This is a genomic window from Neobacillus niacini (genome assembly GCF_000759675.1).
GTDB lineage: Bacteria > Bacillota > Bacilli > Bacillales > Cytobacillaceae > Neobacillus > Neobacillus niacini_A.
Window position 1 is genome coordinate 47,637 of the sequence record NZ_BAWM01000021.1, and the last position, 17,101, is coordinate 64,737.

Annotated in this window: 18 protein-coding genes; 13 read left to right on the top strand and 5 right to left on the bottom strand. The window is 41.0% G+C overall.

The window, feature by feature from the left end; all coding sequences use genetic code 11:
- Window positions 1–657, top strand: a complete 657-nt coding sequence (gene modB, locus TR08_RS13080) for a molybdate ABC transporter permease subunit (protein ID WP_045518759.1) — start codon at window positions 1–3, stop codon at window positions 655–657.
- A 73-nt stretch (window positions 658–730) separates the two neighbouring features.
- On the opposite strand, the gene TR08_RS13085 is transcribed toward modB, so the two are convergent.
- The gene (locus TR08_RS13085; RefSeq protein ID WP_045518760.1) at window positions 731–979 is read right to left on the bottom strand and encodes a hypothetical protein; all 249 of its coding nucleotides are present in this window, start codon (window positions 977–979) and stop codon (window positions 731–733) included.
- A 212-nt stretch (window positions 980–1,191) separates the two neighbouring features.
- Here TR08_RS13085 and TR08_RS13090 point away from each other — a divergent pair, with 212 nt between their 5' ends.
- Complete coding sequence (locus tag TR08_RS13090; protein WP_045518762.1) at window positions 1,192–1,374, top strand: hypothetical protein; 183 nt, start codon at window positions 1,192–1,194, stop codon at window positions 1,372–1,374.
- Between the two features lie 490 nt (window positions 1,375–1,864).
- The gene (locus TR08_RS13095) at window positions 1,865–3,865 is read left to right on the top strand and encodes a penicillin-binding transpeptidase domain-containing protein (protein WP_045518764.1); all 2,001 of its coding nucleotides are present in this window, start codon (window positions 1,865–1,867) and stop codon (window positions 3,863–3,865) included.
- An 18-nt stretch (window positions 3,866–3,883) separates the two neighbouring features.
- Here the strand turns inward: TR08_RS13095 and TR08_RS13100 are convergent, their stop codons facing one another.
- Window positions 3,884–4,192: an MGMT family protein gene (locus TR08_RS13100; RefSeq protein ID WP_045518765.1), complete on the bottom strand. Its 309-nt coding sequence runs from the start codon at window positions 4,190–4,192 to the stop codon at window positions 3,884–3,886.
- A 515-nt stretch (window positions 4,193–4,707) separates the two neighbouring features.
- Between TR08_RS13100 and spoIIID the strand changes: the two genes are divergently transcribed.
- From spoIIID to TR08_RS13130, 5 genes are all read left to right on the top strand, one after another.
- Window positions 4,708–4,980, top strand: a complete 273-nt coding sequence (gene spoIIID / locus TR08_RS13105) for a sporulation transcriptional regulator SpoIIID (protein WP_007086083.1) — start codon at window positions 4,708–4,710, stop codon at window positions 4,978–4,980.
- 256 nt (window positions 4,981–5,236) lie between these two features.
- Window positions 5,237–6,238: a rod shape-determining protein gene (locus TR08_RS13110; RefSeq protein WP_045518767.1), complete on the top strand. Its 1,002-nt coding sequence runs from the start codon at window positions 5,237–5,239 to the stop codon at window positions 6,236–6,238.
- Between the two features lie 305 nt (window positions 6,239–6,543).
- The gene (locus TR08_RS13120; RefSeq protein ID WP_045518774.1) at window positions 6,544–6,861 is read left to right on the top strand and encodes a DNA-directed RNA polymerase subunit beta; all 318 of its coding nucleotides are present in this window, start codon (window positions 6,544–6,546) and stop codon (window positions 6,859–6,861) included.
- Between the two features lie 85 nt (window positions 6,862–6,946).
- A complete protein-coding gene (fabZ, locus tag TR08_RS13125; RefSeq protein WP_045518776.1) occupies window positions 6,947–7,372 on the top strand; it encodes a 3-hydroxyacyl-ACP dehydratase FabZ in 426 nt (141 codons plus the stop codon).
- Between the two features lie 112 nt (window positions 7,373–7,484).
- Window positions 7,485–7,865: a hypothetical protein gene (locus tag TR08_RS13130; protein ID WP_045518777.1), complete on the top strand. Its 381-nt coding sequence runs from the start codon at window positions 7,485–7,487 to the stop codon at window positions 7,863–7,865.
- 37 nt (window positions 7,866–7,902) lie between these two features.
- Here the strand turns inward: TR08_RS13130 and TR08_RS13135 are convergent, their stop codons facing one another.
- Window positions 7,903–8,334, bottom strand: a complete 432-nt coding sequence (locus TR08_RS13135; RefSeq protein WP_045518779.1) for a YwpF family protein — start codon at window positions 8,332–8,334, stop codon at window positions 7,903–7,905.
- Between the two features lie 261 nt (window positions 8,335–8,595).
- Between TR08_RS13135 and TR08_RS13140 the strand changes: the two genes are divergently transcribed.
- From TR08_RS13140 to TR08_RS33580, 5 genes are all read left to right on the top strand, one after another.
- Window positions 8,596–8,982 carry a single-stranded DNA-binding protein gene (locus TR08_RS13140; RefSeq protein ID WP_045518780.1) on the top strand — a complete coding sequence of 129 codons (387 nt, stop codon included), beginning with the start codon at window positions 8,596–8,598 and terminating at the stop codon, window positions 8,980–8,982.
- Window positions 8,975–9,244: a hypothetical protein gene (locus TR08_RS13145; protein ID WP_045518781.1), complete on the top strand. Its 270-nt coding sequence runs from the start codon at window positions 8,975–8,977 to the stop codon at window positions 9,242–9,244. Before TR08_RS13140 ends, TR08_RS13145 begins: the two co-directional genes overlap by 8 nt.
- Window positions 9,245–9,745: 501 nt before the next feature.
- Window positions 9,746–10,141, top strand: coding sequence for a hypothetical protein (locus TR08_RS13150; protein ID WP_045518783.1), 396 nt, complete (start codon window positions 9,746–9,748; stop codon window positions 10,139–10,141).
- Between the two features lie 111 nt (window positions 10,142–10,252).
- Complete coding sequence (locus tag TR08_RS13155) at window positions 10,253–10,486, top strand: DUF3951 domain-containing protein (RefSeq protein WP_045518784.1); 234 nt, start codon at window positions 10,253–10,255, stop codon at window positions 10,484–10,486.
- Window positions 10,487–10,916: 430 nt separating this feature from the next.
- Window positions 10,917–11,978, top strand: a complete 1,062-nt coding sequence (locus TR08_RS33580; protein WP_045518786.1) for a 3D domain-containing protein — start codon at window positions 10,917–10,919, stop codon at window positions 11,976–11,978.
- Window positions 11,979–12,095: 117 nt separating this feature from the next.
- Here TR08_RS33580 and TR08_RS13165 read toward each other — a convergent pair whose 3' ends face one another.
- Together TR08_RS13165 and TR08_RS13170 are read right to left on the bottom strand one after the other, a co-directional pair.
- Window positions 12,096–15,011 carry a DEAD/DEAH box helicase gene (locus TR08_RS13165; protein WP_045518788.1) on the bottom strand — a complete coding sequence of 972 codons (2,916 nt, stop codon included), beginning with the start codon at window positions 15,009–15,011 and terminating at the stop codon, window positions 12,096–12,098.
- 316 nt (window positions 15,012–15,327) lie between these two features.
- Complete coding sequence (locus tag TR08_RS13170) at window positions 15,328–16,959, bottom strand: SWIM zinc finger family protein (RefSeq protein WP_045518790.1); 1,632 nt, start codon at window positions 16,957–16,959, stop codon at window positions 15,328–15,330.
- Window positions 16,960–17,101 lie beyond the last annotated feature (142 nt).

Below are 17,101 nucleotides of genomic sequence, written 5' to 3' on the forward strand. Positions count from 1 at the left end.
ATGGCAACTGACTTTTGGTCACCAGTCATACTCTCCATCGAGATTGCAACTGTCTCTGGAGCAGGGGTATTAATTTTAGGATTATTTTTTGGGAAGGTGATGGCTAATAAGAAGTTTAAAGGGAAGACCTTAGTTGAAACGGTTTTCCTTTTACCACTCGTATTGCCACCATCTGTCATAGGTTTCTTGTTAATTGTTTTATTTGGAAGGAATAGTCCCATAGGACAACTGATAGAAGAATTGTTTAAACAACCTGTAATGTTTACGTGGTGGGCTGCCGCTATTGCTTCTGCTGTGGTAGCTTTCCCATTAATGTATCAATCTGCAAAGACAGGGTTTGAAGCCATTGATGAGGAAATTGAGAATGCAGCTCGTGTGGATGGGGCAAATGGATTTAAATTATTTATGTTTATTTCCATTCCACTCTCTCTTAAAGCGATCATTTCGGGAGCAATATTGAGTTTTGCAAGAGCATTAGGGGAGTTTGGAGCTACTTTAATGTTTGCTGGAAACATCCCAGGAAAAACCCAAACCATTCCAACAGCTATATATGTAGCCATTGATTCAGGCAATATGGAATTGGCTTGGTTATGGGTGTCGAGTATGATAGGTATTTCATTTTTAATGTTAATATGCGTAAACCTAATGAAATCCTGATGGCATATGAATAAATACTCTTTTTTAATACTAATGAGGCATTCTTTTAATTAGGGATGTCTTTTTCTTTTTATTAAATCTTTATATTTCCTACAAAGGAAGTGATATTTAATTCCTTATCTCCTTTGTATCTATTAATGACTTTCTTCCCTGGTGGAGCAGCTTCTGCAAAGTAAATATTTTCCCCTGACAATTTATTGTTTTCTGAGATAATTCTTCCGTTTTTAGTTGAAATATGTAATCCAACCTCATTAAGATTTTCACTAGGATCTCCTACTTTTATGCTGCCGTTTTTTGTTTTAATATTGTTCTTTCCTTTCATATTAGAAAGGTCAGCGATTTTTACTCTACCAACTCCACTAGCTATATTGATCTTCCCATCAATTGTTCCTAAATTTATACTGCCGACATTCGAATCTTTTATATACAGAAATCACCTCTTCGTGAAGCAGAGGTGAATTTTTTGTTTGTCCTATTCTAAAAATTCAACAATCAAAGAATTGTTGTGTTAAAATTTGGTAAAGGGGTGGTTGGATGAAAGAGGAAAATAAACCATTTAATGATGTAATTGATCACTTTAACAAAATAGAGGGAAATGCCACAAATCCAACAAATGCTAAATTGAAAAAGTTGCCGAAACCATTGAAGTATTTTGGGTATTTTATGATTGGCTTCTTTTCTATATCTATGTTGTTAATAATTATTTTAAATTTATAAGACTAACTGATACTTGAAATTATGAATCCGCTATCATAATTGGGCAGCCTATTTCTTATTCAACTAAACAGGTACGATAGTGAAGTAAGCTGTCATAACAGAGCGATATTTTGGATTGAATGGGATTCTTGATGAACAAAAAGAAAAAGAAAAATTTGCAAGCATTGGTATGCGCACTAATAGCAGTTTCCTTGTTTATAATTTGGTGGTTTACCAGATAATCGCCAAAATAACGGGTAGTTTGTGAAAATATGTACTTGAAGTAGCTCAGTTCAAATAGGACTGGGCTATTTATTTTCACAATCAAAAAGCACCGCAAAATTCGGTGCAATTTCATATGCATTTTACTATACATCTTCAGCTGCAAATTCACGTTTTGCGATTGGTAACGGAACCAGTTAGGAATATACCTTCCTCTTTTTTTGTTGTAGCTTTCAGAGGTTTTTCTTTACATAAATATGGTAAACTTGAAAGAAAGGGGGGATTTTTTTTGAAAAAGATAATAGGGCTGCTGTTTATGGTTGTGCTGTTCGCAATGGTGGCAGCTGGCTGCAGCAAGGAGCCCATGCCTCAGGACCGATTAGCAGCATACATAAAGCTATGGAATGAGCAAAAGTTTGATAAGATGTATGATTACCTTTCAGAGGGATCGAAAGAGGTGATTTCGAAAGAAGATTTCACTAGTCGCTATCAAAAAATCTACGATGACCTACAAATTACAGACCTGAAGTTGGTCTTCGATAAACCGGGAGAAGATGAAGAACTGGAAAAGGATCAAAACACTGTCACTTATGATTTTTCCGCATCCATGGACAGCATCGCCGGAGAAATCAAATTTACACACAAAGCTAAGATGAAAAAAGAAGAACGTGACAAAAAGAATAACTGGTATGTGGACTGGAACACCACGTATATTTTTCCACAATTGAAGGATGGCGACAAACTCGGTATCAGCAATACAACGCCGAAACGCGGGCAAATCTTTGACCGGGCAGGCAATGGATTGGCTGTGAATGGACAGGTGTACGAAGTTGGAGTGATTCCAGGAAAGCTTGAAGGGCAGAAGGAGCCAGTCATTCAGCAATTATCCAGTCTTCTGAAAATGACACCGGAGCAAATTAACAAGGCACTTAACGCTAGTTGGGTGAAGCCGGACTTGTTTGTGCCCTTAAAGAAGGTATCGATGGGCGATACGGAGCGTATCGCTCAATTAGTCGCCTTAGAACCTGTGCAAACGAAAAAGGTGGAAGCGCGAATTTATCCATATAATGAAGCGGCGGCTCATTTAATTGGCTATGTCGGCTCGATTACAGCTGAAGAGTTGGAAAAGCTTAAAGATAAAGGCTATACAAGCTCAGATTTTATTGGAAAAAGAGGGCTCGAGGAAGTTTTTGACGAGCAGCTAAAAGGGAAAAGCGGCGTAAAAATCACGATTAAAAAACCCGATGGCGCTACGGAAGTCCTAGCCGAAAAGCCGGTAGAGGATGGTAAGGATTTATCGTTGACCATCGATATCGATTTACAGGTGAGTCTGTATGGCGAGCTTGTTGGTGAGGCAGGTGCAGGGGCGGCTATAGACCCGGTAACTGGTGAGACGCTGGCACTTGTCAGCTCCCCATCATTTGACCCAAATCAAGCCACCCTGGGCTTCTCAAGTGATGAGTGGAACCAGCTTCAAGAAAATCCACAAAAGCCAATGACAACCAGGTTCAATAAGTCTTATGCTCCAGGTTCTGTGTTTAAGCCTCTAACCGCTTCGATTGGGCTCAAGAATAAAACAATCACTCCAGAGCAAACGATGGATATCAAGGGATTGAAATGGCAAAAGGGTGCCTCGTGGGGCAATTATTTCGTGACGAGAGTTCATGAATCCAACCCAGTTAACCTAGGAAATGCAATGGTCTTTTCGGATAATATTTATTTTGCACAGACGGCATTAGGAATCGGAAAAGATCCATTCATTGCTGGCTTGAAAGAATTTGGCTTTGAAGAAGAGTCCGACTATCCTTTCCCGCTTGAAAAATCAACAATTGGAAAATTGGATAATGAAATTTCCCTAGCCGACTCCGGTTATGGTCAGGGTCAAATTCAAATGAGTATTGTTCATTTACTGCAAACCTATACACCATTTGTGAACGGTGGAAATATGATTAAACCAAGCCTCTTGCTGGATGTTGAAAAAACGGAGAAACCAGTGGTTTCACCTGAGATCGCCACTACGGTTTCGTCGTTGTTAAGGAAGGTTGTCGGTGACTCGGATGGTACCGCACATTCTGCTGAAATCGCAGACTATCCATTATCGGGAAAAACCGGAACAGCTGAAATCAAACAAAAGCAAGGTGAAAAAGGAACTGAAAACGGCTGGTTCATTGCTTACAACACCAACTCACCAAATGTAATGGTTGCGATGATGGTCGAAAACGTGCTAGATCGTGGCGGCTCGCAGATTCCAGTGAAAAAAGTAAAAAATGTCTATATGAACTTGAAGTAGAAAACCAATACCACCCATTTAAGATGGGTGGTATTGGTATTTTTCAAGGTCAATGATTCCATTCAGCCCGATTTCAATTCCTTCACTCTCAAGTGAGAAGAGCTGCTCATGATAGGACTCATCATCCTGGAGGGCAATTTGACCTTTAGCATTGACGACACGGTGCCAGGGAAGGTGATGCTTCCTGCTCATCGAGTGCAGTGCCCGGACAACCTGACGTGCGGCACGCGGGCTCCCAGCCTCTCTGGCTATTTGTCCATAGGTCATAACCTTGCCTTCGGGAATAGCTTTTATTATCTCAATAACTCTTTCTGTAAAAGGCTGCATAGGTCAATTCCTTTCCTGTCTACTCGTCTATTATAAAATAAAATTATTTTCAATAAAATTTTCATTCGACATTTTGTCACGACAAATTTCTCAGGAAATATTCGGTGAGGGTTTTTATATTTCTTTTAAAATCTATATAGAATGCGCATTACAGCATTTTCGCAGTGGTGTCGAAAAAGGCAACTTAGAAATTATTTTTCGATGAAAGTATCCTGTTTTTCAAAAAAAATACATGATATCTTGTCCTGATTGGATAATTCGTGCATATTCCCGTATCCAAGCTAATAAAATGGTTACAAACCTTTACAAAGAGAGTGTTTGAGGTGAAGAGTCGTTTGAGGCTTTTATGGATTTAGTTGGGGACATGATTATTCATTGTAATGGCGCAGGGTGACAGGCACCACTCGTGGACACTGTCCACCTGAGGCGGACACTTTGTTGATGCAGTATTTGTCTTAGTGATAAGCGGGTCTCATTTCGCACTTCTCACATCCAATTTAGGGAGGGCGAGTGGTGTGCACGATTACATCAAAGAGAGAACTATCAAGATTGGAAAGTATATCGTGGAGACGAGAAAAACGGTTCGTGTAATTGCGAAGGAGTTTGGCGTATCCAAAAGTACTGTCCATAAAGATTTAACAGAGAGGCTTCCTGAAATAAATCCAGAACTTGCAAATGAAGTAAAAGAAATTTTAGATTATCATAAATCGATCAGACATCTCCGGGGTGGAGAAGCGACGAAAATGAAGTATCAGAAGGAAGAAAAAGAAGGTGAGGCCGTTAAATAGGCCGATTTTCAGAAGAACTCTCGCTACAAAAGAAAAAATGTTTTGAAATGGCCATTTTCAAATGACTTCTTGGAGCATTCTAAGAATGTCAGGGAAAGGGCCATTTTTAATGGCTGAAAAGGCGGGCATTTTCTTTCAATAAATTTTTTCCGACAAATTTCTACGTTTTTTAGGTAAAAAGTATGGAAATTTTAAGGAATATGGTAGAATTAACAATTAGGAAAGTATGACCGTTTCAAGGAGGAAAGAAAAGAGAATGTTTGCTAGGGATATTGGGATTGATTTGGGAACGGCTAACGTGTTAATCCACGTAAAAGGCCGCGGAATTGTATTGAATGAGCCTTCTGTTGTAGCAATAGATAGAAATACGAATCGTGTTCTTGCTGTTGGTGAGGAAGCTCGCCGTATGGTAGGACGTACACCTGGAAACATCGTCGCGATTCGCCCGTTAAAAGATGGGGTAATTGCAGACTTTGACGTAACAGAAGCAATGTTAAAACATTTTATAAATAAGTTGAACGTGAAGGGCTTTTTATCGAAACCGCGCATTCTGATTTGCTGTCCAACGAACATCACAAGCGTTGAGCAAAAAGCAATAAGAGAAGCAGCGGAAAAAAGCGGCGGAAAGAAGATTTACTTAGAAGAGGAGCCGAAAGTGGCAGCGATTGGAGCTGGGATGGATATTTTCCAACCTAGTGGTAACATGGTTGTGGACATCGGTGGCGGAACAACGGATGTAGCGGTCCTTTCAATGGGCGATATCGTTACTTCATCCTCCATTAAAATGGCCGGCGACAAGTTTGACATGGAAATCCTCAATCACATCAAGCGTGAGTACAAGCTATTGATCGGTGAACGTACAGCTGAGAATATTAAAATCAACATTGGAACCGTATTTCAAGGATCACGCTCGGAAGAAATGGAAATTCGCGGACGTGATATGGTCAGCGGTTTACCGCGTACGATTACGGTCCGTTCAGAAGAAGTTGAAGGTGCATTACGCGAGTCTGTGTCCGTAATCGTTCAGGCGGCAAAAAGCGTTCTTGAACGCACACCACCAGAACTATCAGCCGACATCATCGACCGCGGCGTCATCTTAACAGGCGGAGGAGCCCTGCTGCACGGAATCGACGCATTGCTTGCAGACGAGCTCAAAGTTCCAGTCTTAGTGGCCGAAAACCCAATGGACTGCGTTGCCATCGGAACAGGCATCATGCTCGACAATATTGACCGAATTCCGAAGAGAAAACTTGGATAAACTGGTAGGACAAAGTCTAATGACCACAAATCATTGGGCTTTTTTTATTGGTTTGGCACGTAAAAATGAAATTTGGCAGGTAATGTATCTCAATCGGCAGGTAAAATTACAAGACCGGCACCTACCAATATTTTTCACCACTTTTTGCCATGGAAATACTTTTTCTGCTAAAAAACTACTGACTAATTCCTAATTATTTTTTAAAATAGAGTATAATATTAAGTAAAACGAAAAAAACAGCAGAAGAATGGACAAACTAAATGTCCAATACTATAGATGGATTTCGGTTAAAGGGGAATAAAGAGATGTCAATTAATCATCTAAACCAGGTGAAGTCGAGGGAAGAGTATAAAAAGAAGATAAAAGAAGAAGCTGTAGATGGTTCTACCACTCAAAAAGCTTCTAAAGTTCAAAGTGCCAAAAAAGAGGAATATGCTAATAAGCGGATTCGGATCCGTTTTATTCCAATATGGCTTAGAATTATTCTTTTAGTCATCTTTACTGGGGTTTCTATGGTAGCAGGTGCTGCGATTGGCTATGGTGTGCTCGGGGATGGAAAAGCGTGGGATGTGTTGAAAGTATCCACCTGGACACATATTATTGATTTAGTTGAAAAAAAATAAACGAGGAAGGGCTCACAAGCCCTTCCTTTTTGTATACTCTTAATAGTAAAATGTATATATCTGTTCCTATGAGGAGGTACTAAATATGTTAGATGTGACACAAATTAAAGAAATTATTCCCCATCGTTATCCATTTTTACTTGTAGATAGAATTTTAGAGGTAGAAGAAGGGGTAAAGGCAGTTGGAATCAAGAATGTAACAGCAAATGAAGAGTTTTTCAATGGTCATTTTCCTGATTATCCCGTGATGCCAGGTGTGCTAATTGTCGAGGCGCTTGCGCAGGTGGGAGCTGTTGCCGTATTGAAAAAAGAAGAAAATCGCGGAAAATTAGCTTTTTTCGCTGGAATTGATAGCTGCCGATTCAAAAAACAAGTGAAACCGGGTGACCAGCTGCGACTAGAAGTAGAAATTGTGCGCTTGCGCGGACCAATTGGAAAAGGAAAAGCAGTGGCTACAGTGGACGGAGAAATTGCCTGTGAAGCAGAAATAACATTTGCATTAGGGAAATAATCGGGGAATTCTCCGATTATTTTTTTTTGTAATAGTCCCTTAAAACTTGGGGAAAATAACTTAAGACCAGTAAAGGGGTCAATATTTTTCTTATGGAAAGGGGCTTTTACGTTTGAAGAAAAAGCTGTTTTTATTGCTAGCAAGTGCGCTTCTATCAGGTTTTATGTTAGCAGGTTGTAACAATAATAATGATCAAAATCCGCCGCCACCGGTGGTGAATGATGGAGACAATACACCACTTGATAATGATAACAACTTAGACAACGATAACGATTTAAACAACACAAACACACGTTATAACAACAATAATGGGTTAAACAACACGAATACTCGTTATAACAACAATAACGGGTTAAACAACGATCACTTCCCTAGAAGCGAAGACATCAACACGCCTACTGACAAAGACCCGGACAAAGACAGAAATACACCACGGGAAGAAATCATCGAAGACGACATTGATAGGAAAGACCGCGACAACATAGACGAATAAAAGTAAGTAGGGCAGGCTTTCGCAGCCTGCCCATTCATTATTCGTGTTTTATCTTTAATTTCGGTTTACTTTTCATTTTATCCTTAAATTCCTCAAGTAAAGCTTGACCGCCTAGACCTTTTTCAAGCAGGCTGTCGAGCAAAAGCTCAGAGTAATCACTTCTGTTACGGCGTAACTGCCCTTCAAACAAGACGCTTATGTGGTTCTCGAATTTGTTCAGTGAAGCAATTTTGGTTTGGAAATAGGCAGGAGCATTTTCGCGCTTGGTGATAACCGCTTGTACAATTACCTCGCGGCTTTGCTCGTGGATTTTTTGGAAGTAGTCATAAAGGGATAAATCTGTATAGGCTTCAAGCAGCCAGCTAGCTCGTTCGTTTTCTTTATTGATAATTAATCCATCTTCTAATGGGATTTCAACGGTATTTCCATCCTCAACAACTTCCAAAGCGACTAACTTAAAGGTTTTCATCTGCAATACCTCCGGTTATCGATTCTCGATCACATTTTCTAAATTATAACATAATAGTGCTGGAAACAAATGTCGAAAAATATTTGTCGTATTTTGCAATTAAGTCTTTTGACGAAAAATTGCCCTTCCAAACTAGTTTTTTGCCCAAGGTGAAAAATTGAATTTGGAACAAATAACACTTCGAAAATCTGAATTTCACCGTTTTACAGCAAGGGTGCAGAGGGTCTATGATTAAGCCATCAAAAGGAGAGGAGAAAACATATGATCAATCAAGTCACGCTTGTTGGAAGACTTACGCGGGATCCGGAATTGAGAAAAACAACTGATGGGCTGCCTGTTACTTCTGTGACATTGGCTGTTAGCCGCCAATTTCGAAACCAGCATGGGGAAATTGAAGCAGACTTTGTACAGTGCACAATTTGGAAAAAAGCTGCAGAAAATACTGTCCAATACTGCCGGAAGGGATCCGTTGTAGGAGTAACAGGAAGGCTGCAAACACGGCATTATGATAACAAAGAGGGGAAGCGAGTTTATGTAACAGAGGTAGTGGCCGAGTCAATTCGCTTCTTAGGTGCAAAACCGAGTTATACCCCAGCTGAACCACCACCAGCCGTAACGGTTATAAAGGAGGAGTTGCCTTTTGCCTGATCACGATGATGTTGCTAACAGCTTAGAACAGCTGCTTGAAAGTTTGATAAAAATGGTGGGTAGGGCCAATAAAAATAACGACTACCTGCAAAAGAGAATGATTGAGATGAACCAAAACATGGACAGTCTCCAGAAAAGAATCAGCCAGCTAGAATGGATTATGAAAGGGCAGTTAAAGGACGGCCCCTTCAGAAACTACCCCACACATCCGCATACACACACTACATCCGAAATTCACGACAATATCTCAGTTCATTTTTGAAAAAATTAAATTAGAACTCATATCTAAAAAATAAGTTATTGGAAGGTAACGATGATTTTAGTAAACCTAGAATCAAATTTTGGTTCCTTTTTAAAATTTCCCCCCGAAAGTAGAGGTTCCGTAGTTAAAAGAAAAACCAACAGCCTCCAAAATCATCCCCATTTTCCGGCCGGGCAGCGCCGGAATTTTTTTGCCTTTAGAAATGAATAAATTTTGTACAGTGGGACAAACTAGTACAAAACCCCCTGTGTTTTATTTTTCAAGGCCGCTGATAATAGATCAGCGGCCTACTTTTTTAGATATTTTTATGTTTTTTAACTTAACGGTAAAAGAAATGCCATAGTTCGAATGTGTGTGATACGCATGGTGGTTTGCGTGAAAAAAATGCATATTTTACATTTAATAGTTTGATAACAATATAGGAAAAAAGGAGTATTAAAATTATTGTCGAATAATAAAAAATGATGTAAATATTTGTCTAACTGGAGGTCATTAAAACCGATGCCAAACTTACTCATTTTTATAGGGGAACGACCGAGTCACTTGGAAATGCATATCAAAGGGAAACCAGAATTCTACGATGCCATGTTACTCTCAAAAAAGTCTAATCACCTATCTTCAAACCTGACCTACCATTCTATCCCTCTTCACCAAACACGAGTTACCATTCATATCCGTGAGAATAACTCCCAATTTAACTGTCATCACCAGTCATTGCAGCTGATCGAAGGAGAAAAGCCACTTTCCGAAGAAGATGCTTACGATATATTCACTAACTTCGCCATTATGGACGACAACAAAGTCGCGTTCTTAATGCTTTCAGGCAGAAAAAGAATCAGATTAGGAGAAAAAGTAGACCCAAGGGTTTTGGTTGCTAGTAAGAAGCTGGAGGCCTAAACAAAAATCAATTTCTTCGAGCTCCTAAAGTTCGAAGAAGTCAGGTATAATTTGAATCATGTATTATACCGAAAAATAACCTAATAAAATTTAATAAATGGGGTTGTTGCGTTGAATATACTAAATCTTGCTGCAGTCGGGTTGCCTTTGGTTATTTTCGTTATCGTGTTAATTGGATTTTTCAAGATGTTCGTATTAAAAAAGAATATTACGGCGAATTACACACCATTTGATGAGATTACAGGGCAGTCACCGATCGTATTCCACCAGGAGCATGAAGTAATCGCCGAAGACGAGGATCAAGGTGATGGGAAAAAACATCCCATTCCTGGAATAAAAGATTAACCGCATCACCTAATATTATAAAAGAATGACAAATTTAATCGAAAGGACTTCGGAGTTTTTCCGGAGTCCTTTTCTTGTTTCTACCTAAGTGCTCAGAATAGTTAACCAGAAACCAAAATGCACCATCCACTTCACAATTTAGACAATAAAAACCCAATTTCCCCCTCTATGCGCGTGTAAAAAACCTCATATACATACCACCCATTAGCGTAAATATTACATTTAAAAACACACTGTCCACCCCACGCGGACAAAAAGGGCGAAATGTCCACGAGTGGTGACAGGCACCGAGAGGTTTACCTATATTTCTCATCTGTTTGAGTTGTTTTCCACTGTTATATGACAATTTGTGATAGAGTTTTAATGTTTTTGTAATATAACTGGTACATTGTCATGGTATAAATAGATTAATAGAGAAGGGGGAAAGCGTATGCAACTTTTAAGGCGTATGATTTTCATGTTTCTAACATGCGTATTATTGGTGTCAGGTACCGTTGTGGCACATGCACAATCAAGTAAGGAAACTTTACATAACGTTGAGCAAGAGCTTGAACAAAAGGCGAATGAAAAGAACTCTATTAATAATGAAATCCAAAATATAAAAAAAGAGATGGAATCATTACAAACTTATATTACACAAAATAGAGAAGCTTTGGCAGAAACTCAAAAGAGAATTGCTGCAACCCATCAATTAATTGAAAAGAAAAAAGAGGAAATCGTTGTCCTTCAGGATAAAATTCATAACCGTAAAGGTGTTATGAAAAATCGATTAGTGGCGTTACAAGAGGATGATAAACTAAATGTCGTGATTAATGTAATGTTAGAATCTGAAAGTGTAGCAGATTTAATTCAACGCGCAAGTGCGGTAACGACTCTGTTAAACGCTGATAGAGATATTATGATTGACCAAGAAAACGACCTTAAGCAAATTGAAGAAGATAAGAAGGAAATTGCCAAGCAAGAAGAACAGCTAGCCGTAGAACAAGAAAACCTTGCGAAACATCAGGCTGAACTTGATATGAATTTACAAAAGAGACAAGAATCATTAACGGTAATGCAACAAAAGTATAGTCAAGTTGACCAAGAAATGGCAGGAATTCAAGCGCAGTTGCAAGAGGCACAAGCGAGAGTTCGTCAAGAACAAGATGCAGCGAGAGCAATGGCAGCTGCTAACAGTCCTGCACCGCCTTCAACTCCAGCACCGACGGGTAAAGAAATGTATGTCACTTCGACTGCTTACAGCTGGCAATCCTCAGGAAGTGTAACAGCAACGGGCATCAATATAAAAGAAAATCCAAATATAAAATTAATTGCAGTTGATCCATCTGTTATCCCATTAGGTTCAAGGGTATGGGTAGAAGGTTATGGTGTGGCGATTGCTGGAGATACCGGCGGCGCCATCAAAGGCCATAAAATTGATGTGGTAATGCCAGACAATGCACATGCAATTGCATGGGGCAGAAAAACCGTGAAAATCGTCGTTTTACAATAGTAAATGAAAAAAGAGATCCGACATCCTTAAAAGATGTTTGATCTCTTTTTTCATTTCATCGTGGGCGGTGCCTGTCACCAAATATACATTACTGTATAATTAACCAAATAATACCAATTACCCCAAATACACCAGATCTTTGAGTTCGTCTGTGGAGAGTTCGGTGATCCAGTTTTCGCTTTGGATGATTTGGTCGTTTAGGTGCTGCTTTTTCTCTAGCATGGCGTCGATTTTTTCTTCTAGTGTGCCGGTACAGATGAGTTTATGCACGTGAACGAATCGGGATTGACCTATCCGATATGCTCTGTCAGTGGCTTGATTTTCGACTGCTGGATTCCACCAGCGATCGTAATGGATAACATGATTGGCAGCCGTCAGGTTCAATCCGGTTCCTCCTGCTTTCAAGGAAAGCAAGAACACTGGGAACTCCTGGTTTTGGAAACGCTCAATCATGTTATCACGCTGTGTCTTCGGTACACTTCCGTTTAGGAACGGCACCTCAACGCCAAACTTATTCTTTATTGTCGAGCGAATCATTTCGCCCATTTCAATATATTGAGTAAAGATCAGACAGCTTTCGCCTGACTCTAAAACTGCTTCTACAAGATCAACTAACTTTTCTAGTTTATTCGAGCGATCTAGGAGCAGCCGGTCAGCTGATTTTTCCTTAAGATAGAGAGCAGGGTGATTACAAAGCTGCTTCAGCCTGCTGAGCATTTGTAGGATTAACCCCTTGCGCTCAAAGCCCGAAAGCTTTTCAATTTCTGCAAAGGTATCGCGGACAAGCTGCTCATACAACGAAGCCTGCTCCGTTGTAAGCGGACAGTACTCTTTTTGTTCCTGCTTGTCAGGAAGGTTAAGGGCAACCTCGTCGTCCTTTTTCGTCCTTCTCAAAAGGAACGGACGGATTAGCGACTGAAGTTCATTAACTTTTTCCCTTTTCTCATCCTTTTCAATCGGAATGACGAATTTTTTCTGAAATTGCCCTAAGCTGCCAAGATAGCCATGGTTGGTAAAATCAAAGATCGACCATAACTCTGATAAGCGGTTTTCCATCGGAGTACCGGTCAAAGCGATGTGATGGCTTCCACGAAGCCTTCTCACCGCCCTTGACTGCTTAGTTCCTGCGTTTTTAATATTCTGTGCTTCATCAATCGAAATCGAACTCCAGAGTATCGACTCAAACTCCTCCGAATCCATATGGCTCAGTCCGTAAGAAGTTAGGACAACATCTACATCCTTGATCTTTTCCGTAAAATCCTCTTCCTTCAGTCGGTTCGAACCATAATGCAAATACACATTAATCTCAGGAGCAAAACGCTCAAGCTCTTTCTGCCAGTTACCAAGTACAGATGTCGGGCATATAATCAATGCAGCCTTAACAGGCGTCTTTTCAGTGGAGGAGCTCTTTACTTTGGAACCTTTTTCAGGATCTCCGTCCTTGGTACCTGTCACCGTTTCAGGAAGTGCTCCAATTTCATCTTTAACCTTCAATAGATACGCGATTAATTGAACTGTTTTTCCAAGCCCCATGTCATCAGCAAGGACTGCACCAAATCCGTATTGACGCAGGAACCAGAGCCAGCTCATTCCTAGCTGCTGGTACGGGCGGAGTTCGCCCTGAAGCCCTGCAGGAACTTCTTCCATTGGTATCTCATGTGCTTCAGAAAGCTGCTTAATCATTTTCTTCCATTGGCTGTTCAATTCAATTTGAATACGCGCGAAGGCTTTCGGGTTTTCTAGTTCATCTTCAGTAGGAGGAGTCTCAACAAGCTCCTGCTCGAGTAAATCCCTTACATGCAAGCCTTCCTTTTCGGCACGCTTCATCAAATCCTGAATTTGTCGAATAAATCCTGGGTCCAGCTTAACCCAACGTCCGCGAATAAACACAAGTCGACGTTTTTCTTCGACAAGCTGGCCGAATTCTTCCTCGGACAGGTCGACACCGTTCATGGAAAAACGCCAGTTGAAATCAAGCATAGCCTGCAGCCCGACAAATGACGGGCGGTGGCTGGATGAACCTTTTAGTGACGCCTTCACCTTTAAATTGGCATTCTTCATTGCCTGCCACCAGGCAGGTAGTAGTATCTCCACGTCCAAAGCCACAAGGGTTTCACTGGCCTCTGTCAAAAACATCCATGCTTCTTCCTCTGTGAGGCCAGATTTCAATGTTACTCCGTCCTCACATAGCCATGGTATTAACCTTGCCCAGCGACCTTGCTCACGGTCAACTCTCTCCAAAAAGGGTTTCCATCGTGCAGGGAGCTTTGCATCCAATCCATAAACATCATCGACATTCTTCTTACCACGCAAAAAGACATCGAGATTCCAAGGACCTTCTCCATCTAGGGGTTCCTCTAACCTCAGACCAATGGTGAAGGGAGTGTCGCTTTCCTTGATTCCGACCCATTCAAGCCAGGTTTCCTCGTCAAAATACCGTGCCAGTTCAGCACCAGAAATACCTTGTTTTCTGAGTAAAGCAAGCTTTGGTCCAAACAACTCTTTCATGGAAGCATTTCGCGTTAAATAGGCGTCCAGGGCATGGTCGTATAAATCTGAGATAAATTCCTGTACGGTTTCAGAAGCTTCATCTCGTGGATTGACTTCCTGATCCCAAAAAGAAGGGTCGAACTCATCTACAACCCGGACAGGAAGCTGCCAGCGGAAGTCGCCGTTTTCCCAAACGGAAAAGTCAGGAAGCCAGTCCTTCTCGAGAATTCCTTCATGGAGAGAGTGAGCCGCAGCTAAACAAATCTCTGATTGATCACTCCAGTCCCAGTCAATAAACCGGTTGAACGACTCCTTTGCAAAAAGAGAGACAAGGTGCCAGCCTGTAACCACAACACCCTCGATGCCATCCACAGACTCCGTTTCTAGAAGCGTGCCAAAAAAGCTCTCATCATGACGGCTGAACAGCACATTCTTCCACTCAGAAGGAGGCAAACCATACCCGTGCTCATCCTCAGCAGCCAGAAGATAACGGCCATCAGCCAATTTAATTGTCAGAAGCTTAACAAATCTAGTTTTCAGCATCGTAAGGTTACTCCTTTTACTAGGGTGGGGTGATGTGCAGTGGACAAAATAAGGATTTTTATTTCCATATATTGTCTGAACGTCCAAAACCCCTAAAAAAATATCCAAAAGTCCTCTAAAAAAGTCCAAAACATTAGATAAAAAGTCCAAAACATTAGAAAAAAAGTCCAAAACATATTTTAAGTCCGAACTACCTAAAAAATGTGGAATATTTGGACGAATACTGTCCGCCTGAGGTAGACAATGTCCACGGGCGGTGCCTGTCACCACAGAAAGACAGTGTCCACGGGCGGTGACAGGCACCGCCTATTCCACACTATTCTTCTATGAGTTTGCTCCGTTTGCATTCTTCGTGGAAGGCGCGGAGTCTTTTGGTTTTTTCCATTAGGCTGTCGAGGAAGTATTGCCAGTCGTCGACTCGTTTGATTTTTTTGTATAATGTACGCAGTTTTTTTAGGTGCCGGACAGCTGCTTTGTAGCTGGACCGGTTTTTTTGATTGATTTCGTTCAGCGCGGTTTGGTGCAGCATTCCGAGCAGTACCTCCGGTTTTTCCTTTTCGATTACCTTTACGCGTTCCTTTGGCAGGTCGTAAAAATTCCAGCCCATGAACGCCTGAAGATCACCCCATTTGTCGAACTGCCTGCGTTCAAACAACATAAATTCATATTCCGTATAGCTGTAAGGCAAAGTCGCGAGCATGGCGCGCTCGTACAATTCCACTTTCCCGTTCTCAGAGACGTAAGGGGCGATAGCCTTAAGCGCCGATCGAGTAAAAGACGCACAGGTATGATAGGTTCTTAGGAAATCTAAATAGCCTTTAAGTTTGGAAATAAACAGCTCAATTAGCGGTCCAACTCGTTTCCATGCTTTCGTTTGTGATAATAGGTCAACCCAATGGAGCAAATAGGGTGTGATGACCTTATCGTCAATTTTATTAATCAAGTCTAATGCCAGTTCATCCTTTTGCTGCAAAAAGCTGATATGAATCCCTGCAACCATTAGCGGATTTGGATTCTCCCAATCCTGTAGGGACTTCATCCGGTCATTAATCAATATGATTTCTTGATCACGCCATTCCTTCTTTTTAAAAAGGTTGGTCCAGAGGAGACGGTAGAGATAGACACGTTCCTGCTCAAGTTCCTTAGAAACTGTAAGCAGTTCAAACACTTCGTCCTTTAATTTTAAAATAAACTCGTCGAAGTCAAACGGCAGCGATTGAACGCCAATTTTCAAGACGAGTTCATCTGCATCCTCGATTAAATTATGGAACACAGAGAGGTACGCGCGTCTTACTACATCCTCAGCAAACCCTGATTTCTCTGTAAGAGCAGCCAGCTTCTTAAACGAAACCACAATCCCGACCATTTCATATAACAAGCGCCATTCCTGTTCCACTGGAGCACTCGCTTTAATCCGCCGTTCGTAAATATTGAAAAGCTCTGCAATAATAAAAGGGCTCGAATACTTTTTTGAATTAAGGATCGTGTCGAAGCTGACTTCAAACGATTCGACCCAGCGCCCATAATCAGGCTTCATCACACCGTTCGCCTTAATCAAATCTTTTGCCTTTTGAAGCCCCCAGGTCGCAACGTCATTCTTCTCTTTCATCGGTTCCCGCCACTCCGCCACCCAATCGGCCACGCTGCCGACCTTTGCATAAGCAGCAAAAAATACAGCCATCTGATGGCGGCACAGTCCCTCGTGAGGACAAGTACACTGACTCGAAGCCAGAAAGGCAAAATTGAGCTTCACGTGGCAAGGCGTCACGTCCTGTACCATCGCCGTAATTTGGTTATTCCATATTTGTAATTGCTTGACCAACCCTTGCCGATACAGCATTAAGCCCTTTTGAACGAGCTTTACATCATCAGCATCATGCGGATGCAGCAAATCTTTAATCTCTTCTGCAAGAAGTTCAATCCGTTCATTAGCAGTCGTTGACCCCAAAGTCACGACCCCCTTTTTTAGAAAAATCCATATTCCTATATTATACCCAAAAATTGGCCGTTCGAGGAGAGAAAAAGGGATTTCTATTCAAGACAAGCATTTTTATTAAAAAAATCGTCGTATATTTACGTGCCGAATTCAA

Excerpts from the sequence above, each read along its gene's own strand:
- TR08_RS33580 (WP_045518786.1), top strand. The coding sequence starts at position 10,917 with ATGCAACTTTTAAGGCGTATGATTTTCATGTTTCTAACATGCGTATTA.
- TR08_RS13090 (WP_045518762.1), top strand. The coding sequence starts at position 1,192 with ATGAAAGAGGAAAATAAACCATTTAATGATGTAATTGATCACTTTAAC.
- modB (WP_045518759.1), top strand. The coding sequence starts at position 1 with ATGGCAACTGACTTTTGGTCACCAGTCATACTCTCCATCGAGATTGCA.
- TR08_RS13135 (WP_045518779.1), bottom strand. The coding sequence starts at position 8,334 with ATGAAAACCTTTAAGTTAGTCGCTTTGGAAGTTGTTGAGGATGGAAAT.
- TR08_RS13085 (WP_045518760.1), bottom strand. The coding sequence starts at position 979 with ATGAAAGGAAAGAACAATATTAAAACAAAAAACGGCAGCATAAAAGTA.
- TR08_RS13120 (WP_045518774.1), top strand. The coding sequence starts at position 6,544 with ATGTCAATTAATCATCTAAACCAGGTGAAGTCGAGGGAAGAGTATAAA.
- TR08_RS13140 (WP_045518780.1), top strand. The coding sequence starts at position 8,596 with ATGATCAATCAAGTCACGCTTGTTGGAAGACTTACGCGGGATCCGGAA.
- TR08_RS13165 (WP_045518788.1), bottom strand. The coding sequence starts at position 15,011 with ATGCTGAAAACTAGATTTGTTAAGCTTCTGACAATTAAATTGGCTGAT.
- TR08_RS13150 (WP_045518783.1), top strand. The coding sequence starts at position 9,746 with ATGCCAAACTTACTCATTTTTATAGGGGAACGACCGAGTCACTTGGAA.
- TR08_RS13110 (WP_045518767.1), top strand. The coding sequence starts at position 5,237 with ATGTTTGCTAGGGATATTGGGATTGATTTGGGAACGGCTAACGTGTTA.
- fabZ (WP_045518776.1), top strand. The coding sequence starts at position 6,947 with ATGTTAGATGTGACACAAATTAAAGAAATTATTCCCCATCGTTATCCA.
- TR08_RS13100 (WP_045518765.1), bottom strand. The coding sequence starts at position 4,192 with ATGCAGCCTTTTACAGAAAGAGTTATTGAGATAATAAAAGCTATTCCC.